Consider the following 12413-nt stretch of genomic DNA (forward strand, 5'->3'; position numbering starts at 1 on the left):
TGGCCTTTTGCCATTGCGGGTCGGTTGCGTCATGGTCGAGTGGTGGGCAAAGGTCGATGAAATCGGACTGGAGAAGGTCTTCCTGCTCCTGATGGGGCCGGTGTTCATCGCCTGCATGAGCCTGGAAGCCTGGTGGCTGAAACGCCGCCAGAAACAGACCTACACCGTGCAAGGCACCGCCATCAATGTCAGCCTGGCGCTGAGCCACGCGGTGGCCGATGGCATCGCCTGGGCCTTGCTGGTCGGCCTGTTCGACCGGCTCTACCAACACCGCTTGTTCGACATCCCCATCACGGGGTGGAGCGTGGTCGGGCTCGTCGTGGCGCAAGACTTCTGCTACTACTGGTTCCACCGCGCCAGCCACCGCATCCGCTGGATGTGGGCCAGCCACGTGACCCACCATTCCGGCCAGACCATGAACCTGGCCACGGCCTTGCGGCAAAGCCCCACCTACCCCATCTCGGGCATGTGGGTGTTCTGGCTGCCGCTGGCGCTGCTCGGGTTTGAAACCCGCCACGTGATCCTGGTGGTGGCCGTGAGCCTGGCCTACCAATTCTTCGTGCACACCGAGTCCGTGCGCAAGCTGCCAGCGTGGTTCGAGGCGGTGTTCAACACGCCTTCTCATCACCGGGTGCACCACGCGCGCAACCCGCAGTACCTGGACCGCAACTACGCAGGCGTGCTGATCATCTGGGACAAACTCTTCGGCACCTTCGTGCCCGAAGATGCGCCTTGCGACTACGGCATCGTCAAGCAGATCCACACCACCAACCCGCTGGTGATGATGTTCCACGAATGGCAAGCGATGGGGCGCGATGTGAAGCGGCCGGGATCACCGTGGTTGCGTCTGAAGCACTTGTGGGCGCCGCCCGATTGGGAGCGGCCGCCCGACCGTTGAGCGGTCAAGCCGGGTGATAAGCCAGGCGCACGTAGATGGGCGCGAAGGCCTCGGCCTGCGTGATCTCGAGCAGGCGTTCCTTGCCCAGTTCGAGCAGGGCGATGAAGGTCACCACCAGCACCTGCGGGCCGCGCGACACGTCGAACAGGTGCTCGAACTCGACAAAGCGCTTGCCCTGCAGATGACGCAGCACGATGCCCATGTGCTCGCGCACCGACAGCTCTTCGCGAGTGATCACGTGGTGCGTGACCAGCTTGGCGCGTTTCAAGATATCGGCCCAGGCTTCGCGCAGGTCGACCAGCGCGACATCGGGGTGGCGCACATGCACGGTGGGGTCGTTGTGCACCTGCACGCGCAGGAAATCGCGGCCCAGCAGCGGGATTCGGGTCAAGCCCGCGGCCGCCAGCTTCATCTGCTCGTATTCAATCAGGCGGCGGACCAGTTCGGCGCGCGGGTCCTCGGCCTCTTCGCCATCGTCGGACTTCTTGGGCGGCAGCAGCATCCGTGACTTGATCTCGATCAGCATGGCCGCCATCAAGAGGTAGTCGGACGCGAGTTCGAGGTTGCTCTTGCGGATCTGGTCGACGTAGGCCAGGTACTGGCGCGTGACGTCGGCCAGCGGGATGTCGAGGATGTTGAAGTTCTGCTTGCGGATCAGGTAGAGCAACAGGTCCAGCGGGCCTTCGAAGGTCTCCAGGAAGACCTCGAGCGCATCCGGCGGGATGTACAGGTCGAGCGGCATCTGGAACAGCGGCTCGCCATACAGGCGCGCCATCGCCACGCGGTCGACGACCTCGGGCATGTGGTGCTCGTCCAGGACCTGCTCGCCCACGCGGATCAATCGCTCTTGGTCTGGTAGACGTAGGGCTGCTGCGCCACGTTGGCCTCGCGGTATTCCAGCTGGGCGTCGCGGTCGATGGCCTTGTCCCACAAGAGGGAACGGCCCTGGCGCTGACGGTCTTCCAGTTGGGGATCGCGCTGCTTGAGGCTGTCGATGAACTGGGTCACGTCAGACTTGTAGGGCTTCCAGAAAAGCGGCATGGGGGCACCAGTCAATAAAAGGATCGAGCCGCCATTTTATCGGTCCGCGAGGCGCCTGGCGCCCACTCACCGCCACAATCGGCGCTTATGCAGGAAATCGAACTCAAATTCCAGATCCCGGCCGAATCGCTCGCGGGCTTGTCGGCCGACATTGAACGCTTGCCAGGCCATGACCGCGAGCATCTACAGGCGCACTACGTCGACACGCCGGATCGCCGCCTGGGCCAGGCCCGCAGCGCCTTGCGTTTGCGCAAGGAGGGTGAGCGCTGGGTGCAGACGCTGAAAACCTCGGGCGCCAACACCATGATCCGCCTGGAGGACAACCAGGCCGCGCCGCCGCCCGCCGAGGGCCAGCCCGCCAGGGTGGACCTGGGCCTGCACCGGGGCACGCCGGCCGAGGCGGCCCTGACCCGCATCCTCGGTTGGCACCCCGAACAGGACCGCCGGGGCGAGCAGGCCGGCCTGGTGGAGTTGTACCGCACAGACATCTGGCGGCACAGCGCCCGGTTGGAGATCGGCCCAGGCACGCCCCACGCGGGCGTGGTCGAGCTGGCCCTGGACCTGGGCCACATCCACGCCGGCCACCTGAGCGTGCCCGTGCGCGAACTGGAAATCGAATTGGTGCAGGGGCACGCCATGGCCGTCATCGACTGCGCCCGCGACTGGGTGATGCACCACGCGCTCTGGCTGGACACCCAGACCAAGGCGCACCGGGGCGACCGCCTGGCCAGGCAGGCCGAGGGCGCCACCGCGCTCCAGGCCAAGGCTGCATCGGACACCAGGCCGCTGGAACTCAGCCTGGCCCAGCACCTGGAACAGACCACCGAGGCCATGAGTGAGGTGGCCGCCAGCCCCCTGCCCGAGCACCGGCAGGTCGAGGCCTGGCAGCAGGCCTTGCAGGGCCTGATCACCCTGGTCACCGCTCATCCGGGGCAGCTTCCCCCACAGGCGACGCACCAGGTCATCGACCTGAGCCAGGCGCTGCAAAGCTCCGGATCGCCCAGCGCACTGGCCCGGTCGCCATCGACCACCGTGCTGTGCCTGGACCTGTTCGCCGCCCTGCTCTGAGCCGGGCTACTGCTGCAGCAACTGCCTCGCGCGCAGCAAGGCCGTCGGCAGGTCCTTGAGCACATTGGCCTCGCCCAGGGTGTCCTGGTGGTGAGTGCGTCGGATCAAGCCCAGCGGCTGCTCGTTGACCTCGCACAGCACCAATTGCACATCCTTGCGCGCCAGGGCGCGGCGCAACTGCAGCAGCGCTTCCAGGCCCGAGGTGTCGACCGAGATCAGGCGGTGCGCCTCCAGCACCACCACACGGGTGCCCGCGGGCAACTGATCCGCCAGGTCTTCGACCTTGCCCACCGCGCCGAAAAACAGCACGCCGAACAGGCGGAACACCGCCACCTGCGGATCGGCCACCGACAAGGGCTCGATGCGGAACAACGTGCTCATGCGGTAGATGAAGAACACGCAGGCCAGCACCAGCCCCACCTCGACCGCCACGGTCAGGTCGAAAACCACGGTCAGCAAAAAGGTGCCGACCAGGATGGTGCGGTAGGTGTAGTTGAAGTGCGCCAGCTTGCCGAACTCACGCCATTCGCCCATGTTCCAGGCCACGAACAGCAGGATGCCGGCCAGCACCGGCAAGGGCACGTGCACCGCCAGCGGCGCGGCCACCAGCACGATCAACAACAAGGCCAGCGCGTGCACCATGCCCGCCACCGGGCTGGTGGCACCCGCCCGCACATTGGTCACCGTGCGCGCGATGGTGCCCGTGGCAGGGATGCCGCCAAAGAAAGGCGCCACCATGTTGGCCACGCCTTGCGCCATCAGTTCCTGGTTGGGCTCGTGGCGCGGCAGTTCGGTCAGGTTGTCGGCCACGCGGGCGCACAGCAGCGACTCGATCGCGCCCAGCAACGCGATGGTGATGGTGGGGATGAACAGGTTGCGCACGCCCTCCCAGCTGAAGTGGGGCCAGGCGAAGTGCGGCAGGGCCTGCGGGATGCCCCCGAACTTGGAACCAATGGTCGCCACAGGCAAGTCCAGCAAGGCCGTCAACGTGGTCAGGCCCAGCAGCACCACCATCGGTGCGGGCATGCGCGCGGCCATGCGAAAAGAACGCGCCCCCACCAAGGCCTTGGGCAGCGGCAAGCTGCCGGGCGAAAACAGGCGCGGCCAGGCCCACAGGCTGACCAGGCTCAGCACCCCCAGGCCGAAGGCAAAGGGGTTGAACTGGTGGGCATGCGCGGTGAGGGTCCGGATCTGGCCCACGAAATCGGCCGGCATGTGCGCCGGGTTCAAACCCAGCAAGTCCTTGAACTGAGACAGCGCGATCAGCACCGCGATGCCATTGGTGAAACCGATGACGATGCTGACCGGGATGTAGCGCACCAGCACGCCCAGCTTGAAAAGGCCCATTGCGAACAGCAGCATGCCCGCCAGTACCGTGGAGATCAGCAGATTGGCCACGCCGTAATGCTCGACGATGCCGTACACGATCACGATGAAGGCGCCCGCCGGCCCACCGATCTGCACGCTGGAACCGCCCAGCGCCGAGATCAAAAAACCCGCGATGATGGCCGTGAACAAACCAGCCTCAGGCTTGACGCCCGACGCGATCGCGAAAGCCATGGCCAAGGGCAAGGCCACGATGCCCACCGTGAGCCCCGCGCCCAGGTCGGTCAGGAAACGGCCCCGGTGGTAGCCCTTCAGGTCATCGAGCAGGCGCGGCCGGAACGGCGCCAGGTTCAGCCCCAAGCGCTTGAACCCGCCGCGCATTGACATCAGCGCACCCGCATGCCGGGCTGGGCACCAGGGAAAGGCTCCAGCACATAGATGCCGGGGTTGGTCTTTTCGTCAAAGTGCGAGCCGGCCAGCACCATGCCTTCGCTGACGCCGAACTTCATCTTGCGCGGCGCCAGGTTGGCCACCATCACGGTCAGCTTGCCGACCAGATCTTCCGGCTTGTAGGCCGACTTGATGCCGCTGAACACATTGCGCGTGCGGCCTTCGCCCACGTCCAGGGTCAGGCGCAGCAGCTTGTCGGAGCCTTCGACGTGCTCGGCGTTCACGATCTTGGCGATGCGCAAATCGACCTTGGCGAAATCGTCGATGGTGATGGTGGGGGCGATGGCCTCGCCGCCGGGCTTGGGTGTCTCGGCCACAGGCGGTGAGGGCGGCTCGAACAGCGCCTCCAGCATCTTTGGATCGACGCGGGTCATCAGGTGTTCGTACTGGCGGATGGCGGTGACGGGCGTGGCGCGCTCGGCCCAGGTCAGAGGCTGGTCGAAGCCCAAAAAGCGGAAGGCCCGGCCGCTCACGACGGGCAGGATGGGACTGAGGAACAGCGTGAGGTACTTGAAGCCTTCGATGCAGGCCGACAGCACCTCGTGCAGCGCGCTGTTGGGCGTTTGCTGCGCGGTGTCCTTGGCCAGTTCCCAGGGCTTGGCGGTGTCGAAGTACTGGTTGATCTCGTCGGCGGCGGCCATGATGTCGCGCAGCGCCTTGCCGAATTCGCGTTTGTCCAGCGATTCGGCGATCGTGGCTTCGCGGCTGGTCACGGCCTGCAGCGGAATCATCTCCTGCAGCTTGCCTTCGTCGGGCGCATCCAGGTGCGCCAGCTTGCCCTCGAAGTACTTGTGGATGAAGGTCGAGCAGCGGCTGGCGATGTTGACGTACTTGCCCACCAGGTCGCTGTTGACGCGCGCCACGAAGTCCTCGGGGTTGAAGTCCAGGTCTTCGACCTTGCTGTTGAGCTTGGCGGCGATGTAGTAGCGCAGCCATTCGGGGTTCATGCCCAGGCTCAGGTACTTGAGCGGGTCGAGGCCAGTGCCGCGGCTCTTGCTCATCTTGTCGCCGTTGTTGATGGTCATGAAACCATGCACATTGACCTGCGAGGGCAGCTTGCGGCCGCTGAACTTCAGCATCGCGGGCCAGAAAAGGGTGTGGAAATAGGTGATGTCCTTGCCGATGAAGTGCACCTGCTCGACGGCCGGATCGGCCATGAACTCGTCGAAGCTGCGCGTCTCGCCGTACTTGGCCTTGGGGCCGCCGCTGGTGAAGTAGCTCTTGAGCGAAGCCAGGTAGCCGATGGGCGCGTCCAGCCACACGTAGAAATACTTGCCCGGCGCATCGGGGATTTCGATGCCGAAGTACGGCGCGTCACGGCTGATGTCCCAGTCGCTCATGCCGCCTTCACCGTTCTCGTCCTTGGTGAACCACTCGCGGATCTTGTTGCCGACTTCGGACTGCAGCTTGCCGTCCTGCGTCCAGCCCTCCAGGAATTCCACGCAGCGCGGGTCCGACAACTTGAAGAAGTAGTGGTCGCTGGTCTTGCGCACCGGCGTCGCGCCACTCAGGGCCGAATAGGGGTTCTTCAGGTCGGTGGGCGCGTAGACCGCGCCGCACACCTCGCACGAATCGCCGTACTGGTCCTTGGCGCCACATTTGGGGCACTCGCCCTTGATGAAGCGGTCGGGCAGGAACATGCTCTTTTCGGGGTCGAAGAACTGCTCGACCGGGCGCACGCTGATCAGGCCGGCCTCTCGCAGGCTCACGTAGATCTCTTTGGCCAGTGCATGGTTTTCCGGGCTGTCGGTCGACGACCAGTGGTCGAAGGCGATGCTGAAGCCATCCAGGTAGGGCTTGCGGCCCGCGGCGATGTCGGCCACAAACTGTTGCGGCGTCTTGCCAGCTTTTTCGGCCGCGATCATGATGGGGGCGCCATGGGCGTCATCGGCCCCCACGAAGTGGACGCGGTGGCCCTGCTGGCGTTGGAAGCGCACCCAGATGTCGGCCTGGATGTATTCCATGATGTGGCCCACGTGGAAGTGGCCGTTGGCATAAGGCAGGGCTGTCGTGACAAAGAGCTGACGTGACATGGCGACAAGGGCTTGGGGAAAGTCCTGGATTTTAGGCCGCGCTAGACTGACTGCCTGGATTAGTTTTCCTCGCCCCTTTTCCCCGCACCGATTTGTCCACCGTCCCGACAGCATGACCCTACCCGCCCCCTCCGCCACGGAAACCGCCGCACGCACCGCCCTCGGCGCCGTCATCGACCCCCTGACCGGGCAGGATTGGGTCAGCGGCAAGCAGCTCAAATCCCTGACCGTGGACCAGGGCAAGGCCACGATCGACATCGCCCTGGGCTACCCCGCCCAGTCGCGCTGGCCGCAATACACCGCCCTGGTGCTGCAAGCGCTGGATGGCGTCCCTGGCATCACCTCCGCCGAGGTGAACTGGTCCACCAAGGTCCAGACCCACGCCGCCCCGCGTGGTCAAGCGCCTTTGCCCGGTGTCAAGAACCTGATCGGCGTCGCCTCGGGCAAAGGCGGTGTAGGCAAGAGCACCACCGCCATCAACCTGGCCCTGGCCCTGGCCGCCGAAGGCGCCAGCGTGGGCATGCTCGACGCCGACATCTACGGCCCCAGCCAGCCTTTGATGATGGGCCTGAGCGAACGCCCCGACAGCCCCGATGGCAAGAGCATCGAGCCCCTGCGCAACCATGGCCTGCAAATGATGTCGATCGGCCTGCTGATCGACGAAAAAGCACCCACCATCTGGCGAGGCCCCATGGCCACCCAGGCCGTCGAACAACTGCTGCGCCAGACCCGCTGGGGCGCGCCCGATGCGCCTTTGGATTACCTGATCGTCGACATGCCCCCCGGCACCGGCGACATCCACCTGACCCTGTGCCAGCGCGCCCCGCTGACCGCCGCCGTGGTCGTCACCACCCCGCAGGACATCGCCCTGCTGGACGCCCGCAAGGGCCTGCGCATGTTCGAGAAGGTGGGCGTGCCCGTGCTCGGCGTGGTCGAGAACATGGCCACCTACCACTGCCCCAACTGCGGCCACGAAGCCCACATCTTTGGCGAAGACGGCGGCAAGCGGCTGGCCGAGGAAACCGGCGTGCCGGTGCTGGGCTCCATGCCACTGGATTTGAGCATCCGCCAGCAGGCCGACAGCGGCAACCCCACCGTCGCGGCCGAACCGCATGGCAAGCTCGCCGATCTGTACAAGCAGATGGCCCAACGCCTGGCCGCCGGCCTGTCCAAGTTGCCCAAGGACTATTCGGGCAAGCTGCCCGGTGTGACCGTCGTGCCCAAGCCCGGCGCCTGAAGCCCCACTGCACCGCACCGCCCGCCATGACCCCACGCGCCGCCGCCGATGTCTGGTTCGACCTGGTGCCCCAGGCCCTGGTCGAGTTCGACGAGCAGGGCCACCTGCTGCGCAGCAACGCGGCGTTCAACACCCTTTGGGGCAAGACGCTCGCACCTGGGGCCTTGCTGGGACAGCAGGGCGAAGCGCTGCAACGCCTCACTGGCTGGGACGCCCCGCTGGCACTGATCGGCCTGTCGCCCGGCGCGCCGCCCCTGACCCAGCTGGCCTGCATCCACCAGGGCACGCCCAACCAGCGCTACCTGCGCGGCGAGGTCCACGCCCACCCGACGGTGGCGGGCCAGCCCGAACGCTTCCTGTGCGTGGTGCACGACACCAACCCCATGGCTTTCGTGGTGCAGACACCCAGGCCCCCCGACTTTGCCAACACCAGCGGCGAGCCCACCGGCCTGCTCGAGTTCGACCAGGACCAACTGCTGCACGAACTCCGCACCATCCTGGAAAGCAGCCCCGCCGGCATCGCCTACCTGCGTGCCGACATCCTCGTGCGCTGCAACCGCCGCTTCGAACGCATGCTTGGCCTGACGCCCGGCACCCTGCCCGGCCAGCACCTCAACGCCTTGCTTGACGGCGATCCCCGCATCCGCCGCGTGGTCACCCAGTCCACCATCGAATTGCAGAACACCGGGCAGTTCGAAAGCGAACTGGAGATCGTCGCGCCCGGCTACCCCACGCGCTGGTACGCCCTCTCGGTGCGCCGCATCGGCCCGCGCACTGACACGCTCGAAGTCATCGCGGTGCTGTCCGACATCACCCGCATCCGCTCCCAGCAGGCCGAGCTTGAAGCCCTGGGCCGCGACCGCGACCTGATGTTCAGCCTGTCGGGCGTGGGCATCGCTTTCGTGCGCGATGGCCTGGTGCAAAGCGCCAACCCCGCGCTGGCCAACCTGCTCGGCCTGGAGGACCAGACCTTGCCCGGCCGGTCGCTGGCCAGCCTCTACACCGCCGACGTCGACACCAGCACCCTGGCCCGCACCGATGACCAGGTCATGGTCCAGTTGAGCCAGCAAGGCCACTGGCAAGGCGAACGGGCCTTGCGGCATCCCCGCGGCACGCCTTTGTGGGCCGAAGTCAACCTGCGCCTGGTCAACCCCGACCAGCCTGACGAAGGCTTCATCGCCTCCTTCGTCAACGTCGACGACCGCCACCGCGCCGAGCAGAACCTCACCCTGCAGGCCGACCGCACCCGCGCCATCCTCGACTCCGTCTTCGTCGGCATCGTCACGCTTGATTCGGGCGGCATCGCCTGGATGAACCGCTCGGCCCGGCGCATGTTCGGCGGCGACCTGCCCGACTTCCTGGGCCACCCGCTCAGCACCGTCGCCACGCCCGACATCGACCACCCCTTCCGCCAGACCGGCTACCTCGACGACCTGCTCGACGGCCAGTCGCACACCTTCGAATGCCAGGTCATGGGCCGAGATGGCCGCGTGTTCTGGGTGGTGGGCAACGCCGTGGTCACCCTGGGCGAGTTCAACGAACGCCAGATCACCTACGCCCTGATGGACATCGACCGGCGCCGCGAAGCCGAAGCCCTCACGGTCGAGGCCCAGGCCACCTTGCAGCGCATCATCGAGATGGCCCCCATGACCATCACCCTGTGCGATGCCAAGACCCTGACCGTCATCCAGGCCAACCAGGCCGCTTCCGCCTTCATGAACATCGAGCCCAGCAAGGCCCAAGGGCTCACGCCCGAGCAGATCCACGGCACCGACCGGGGCCGCCAGCTGCGCGCCGACATGCTCCGGGCCCTGGATTCGGCCAAGCCCTTGCAGCGCGAGTACAAGTTCGAACAAGGCTCCGCCGTGCAGACCTGGGACGTGAGCTATCTGCCCCTGTCGCACGACGGCCAGACGGCCGACCAACTGCTGCTGGTGGCCTCCGATGTCAGCGAACAACGGGCCGCCGAGCAGGCCCGGTTGGAAGCCGCCATTGCCCAGCGCGAGATGCTGGTCAAGGAAGTGCACCACCGCATCAAGAACAACCTGCAAGGCGTGGCCGGCCTGCTGCAGCAGATCGCCGCCCGAAAGCCCGAGGTCGCGTCGGCCATCTCCGAAGTGGTCGGCCAGGTGCAGGCCATTGCCCAGGTCTACGGTTTGCAGGTGGGCGCGGGTGGCCCACTGCGCCTGAAAAACGTCGTCGAAGCCATTGCGCAGTCGGTTCAGCGAACCTTCGGCCGCACCATCACCCTGGTGGTCGAAGGCTGCAACGCCTCCGAATGGCAGCTGCCCGAGGCCGAATCCATCCCCATCGCGCTCAGCCTGAACGAACTGCTCACCAACGCCCACAAGCACGGCCAGCACAGCGAGGCGCTGACCTGCGCCATGATCTGCGGCGAACACGAGGTCGGCATCGAGATCCGCAACACCGGCGTGCTGCCCGACGGCTTCAGCCTGAACCGCGTGCCCGGTGGCGTGTCGGGGCTGGGTCTGGTGCGCGCTTTGCTGCCCCGCCGCAGCTCCAAACTCACCATGAGCCAGGAAAACGAACAGGTCGTGACCCGGATCGAGCTGACACCGCCCGGCATCAGTTTGGTGCCCACCCCCCACGTTCTGGGTGCTCCGGCTGGTCAGCAGATTGCACTTTGGCCACAATGAAAGCTCAATGCCGTGCAAAATAGAAAAATAAGCGACGATGGACGGTCGACAATATGGTGAAGCAGTCTTGACGTGATCTGAGACCAGGTCTCCGTAGCGTTCCAGGGCTTCCGGGCCCAACGAGGATGTACGTGAATCACAAAGGCAAAATTCTGGTGGTGGACGACGATCGGCTGGTGCTGGCCACGCTCACCCACGGCCTGTCGCAAGCCGGCTACGAGGTCATCGATGCCGACAACGGCGACGATGCCATCCTGCTGGCCCACGAACACAAACCCGAACTGGCGCTGCTGGACATCCGCATGGAAGGCAAGACCGGTTTCGACGTCGCCGCCTACCTGCGCGAGTACTGCCAGATCCCCTTCATGTTCCTGTCCGCCTTCGCCGACGAGGCCACCGTGGCCCAGGTCAAGGAACTGGGCGCCGTGAACTACCTGGTCAAGCCCCTCGACATTCAGCAGATCGTGCCGGCGGTCGAGTCGGCCTTCGCCATCCGGCGCAAGTCCGCCGCCGACGCGGAAGCCCAGGCCACGCAGACCACCACCCAGGCCAAGACTTCGGCCGCCGCGTCCAGCGCCGACCCTTTGGCGCACACCGTGGCCTTGGCGGTCGGCATCGTGATGCACCGCCATTCGCTGGGCCGGGTCCAGGCCCTGGAACGGCTGCGCAAACAGGCCCAGCAAGAGGGCCGCAGCATCGAAGCCTGGTGCGAACGCCTGCTGGACGCCCAGGAAGTGCTCTCCGGTCTCGGCCCATTGGCCTGACCGAGCCGCCCAAAATCAGGCTTGGCGCCCCTGGGCTTGAGCCTGGGCCGCGCTGATCAGCGTGAAATAGAAGCAGGCGCCCTGCCCGGGCTGCGCTTCGGCCCACACCCGGCCCTCGTGGCGCGAGATGATGTTCTTCACCCCCGCCAGCCCGACCCCCGTGCCTGGGAATTCCTTGGCGCTGTGCAGGCGCTGGAACAGACCGAACAGCTTGTCGGCATGGTGCATGTCGAAGCCCGCGCCGTTGTCCTTCACGTAGAACACCGCCGGGTTGGTGGCCGGCATCACGCCGACTTCGATGCAGGGATGCTCGACCTTGGCGCTGTACTTCAGGGCGTTGCCCACCAGGTTGTCCAGCACGCGCCGCACCAGCGTGGGGTCCGCCTCGGCCACCATGCCATCGGCCACGCGAAATTCGGCGCGGCGGCTGGCCTGACCCGTCACCAGCCCCTCATCGCGGTCCAGGTCGGACAAATCTTGCACGACGTCCTTGGCCAAGCCGCTGAGGTCGACCGGCTGGCGGGCCACGGGCTCGCGCGCCAGTTGAGCCTGCGCCAGGATGGCGTCGATCATGCCGTTCATGCGTGCCGAGGCGGCCAGCACCCGGTCCAGGTGGTCGTTGCCGACGCGGTCCAGCACCTTGCCGTAGTCTTCCTTGAGGATGCGCGTGAAACCATCGACCACCCGAAGAGGCGCACGCAGATCGTGCGACAAGGCATAACGCAGCACCTCCTGATCGGCCTCGCTCATGGCGGGGGTGCAGGCCTCTTCGGGCTCGAGCGCGGGGGCGGACTGAGGGGGCGTTGCCGCGTCCTCCAGCGGTGGAATCAAGGCTGTATCTGGCGTGATCCCTGCTTCCACGGGAGGTAACCATGCCAGGACCGTCGCCCAAACCACGCACCACAACAACAAGAACAGGCTGTGCGCCCATGCCGGTGC

10 protein-coding genes are annotated in these 12413 nt (G+C 66.1%); 5 read left to right on the forward strand and 5 right to left on the reverse strand.

Annotated elements, in window-relative coordinates:
* The first annotated feature begins 31 nt into the window (after positions 1 to 31).
* A complete protein-coding gene (locus ACREB4_RS09365; RefSeq protein WP_431587946.1) occupies positions 32 to 898 on the forward strand; it encodes a sterol desaturase family protein in 867 nt (288 codons plus the stop codon).
* Between the two features lie 4 nt (positions 899 to 902).
* On the opposite strand, the gene ACREB4_RS09370 is transcribed toward ACREB4_RS09365, so the two are convergent.
* Both ACREB4_RS09370 and ACREB4_RS09375 read right to left on the reverse strand, forming a co-directional pair.
* Positions 903 to 1700 (reverse strand): segregation and condensation protein A, encoded by a 798-nt coding sequence (locus tag ACREB4_RS09370; protein WP_431587991.1) that lies wholly within the window; start codon positions 1698 to 1700, stop codon positions 903 to 905.
* 35 nt (positions 1701 to 1735) lie between these two features.
* Positions 1736 to 1939 carry a DUF3460 family protein gene (locus ACREB4_RS09375; protein WP_431587947.1) on the reverse strand — a complete coding sequence of 68 codons (204 nt, stop codon included), beginning with the start codon at positions 1937 to 1939 and terminating at the stop codon, positions 1736 to 1738.
* 87 nt (positions 1940 to 2026) lie between these two features.
* On the opposite strand from ACREB4_RS09375, the gene ACREB4_RS09380 reads away from it, so the two are divergent.
* Complete coding sequence (locus tag ACREB4_RS09380; RefSeq protein ID WP_431587948.1) at positions 2027 to 3007, forward strand: CYTH domain-containing protein; 981 nt, start codon at positions 2027 to 2029, stop codon at positions 3005 to 3007.
* Positions 3008 to 3013: 6 nt separating this feature from the next.
* On the opposite strand, the gene ACREB4_RS09385 is transcribed toward ACREB4_RS09380, so the two are convergent.
* Together ACREB4_RS09385 and metG are read right to left on the reverse strand one after the other, a co-directional pair.
* The gene (locus tag ACREB4_RS09385) at positions 3014 to 4720 is read right to left on the reverse strand and encodes a SulP family inorganic anion transporter (RefSeq protein WP_431587949.1); all 1707 of its coding nucleotides are present in this window, start codon (positions 4718 to 4720) and stop codon (positions 3014 to 3016) included.
* A complete protein-coding gene (gene metG / locus ACREB4_RS09390; protein ID WP_431587950.1) occupies positions 4720 to 6816 on the reverse strand; it encodes a methionine--tRNA ligase in 2097 nt (698 codons plus the stop codon). Before metG ends, ACREB4_RS09385 begins: the two co-directional genes overlap by 1 nt.
* Positions 6817 to 6928: 112 nt before the next feature.
* Here metG and apbC point away from each other — a divergent pair, with 112 nt between their 5' ends.
* The 3 genes from apbC (at position 6929) to ACREB4_RS09405 (ending at position 11474) form a co-directional block, all read left to right on the forward strand.
* On the forward strand, positions 6929 to 8053 hold the full coding sequence (gene apbC / locus ACREB4_RS09395) for an iron-sulfur cluster carrier protein ApbC (RefSeq protein WP_431587951.1): 1125 nt from the start codon (positions 6929 to 6931) through the stop codon (positions 8051 to 8053).
* A gap of 26 nt (positions 8054 to 8079) precedes the next feature.
* The gene (locus tag ACREB4_RS09400; protein WP_431587952.1) at positions 8080 to 10710 is read left to right on the forward strand and encodes a PAS domain-containing sensor histidine kinase; all 2631 of its coding nucleotides are present in this window, start codon (positions 8080 to 8082) and stop codon (positions 10708 to 10710) included.
* A 125-nt stretch (positions 10711 to 10835) separates the two neighbouring features.
* Positions 10836 to 11474 (forward strand): response regulator, encoded by a 639-nt coding sequence (locus tag ACREB4_RS09405; RefSeq protein WP_431587953.1) that lies wholly within the window; start codon positions 10836 to 10838, stop codon positions 11472 to 11474.
* Positions 11475 to 11489: 15 nt separating this feature from the next.
* Here the strand turns inward: ACREB4_RS09405 and ACREB4_RS09410 are convergent, their stop codons facing one another.
* On the reverse strand, positions 11490 to 12305 hold the full coding sequence (locus ACREB4_RS09410; protein ID WP_431587954.1) for a sensor histidine kinase: 816 nt from the start codon (positions 12303 to 12305) through the stop codon (positions 11490 to 11492).
* Positions 12306 to 12413: the final 108 nt, after the last annotated feature.

The sequence above is a fragment of the Aquabacterium sp. genome (assembly GCF_050725395.1).
Taxonomy (GTDB): domain Bacteria; phylum Pseudomonadota; class Gammaproteobacteria; order Burkholderiales; family Burkholderiaceae_C; genus Aquabacterium.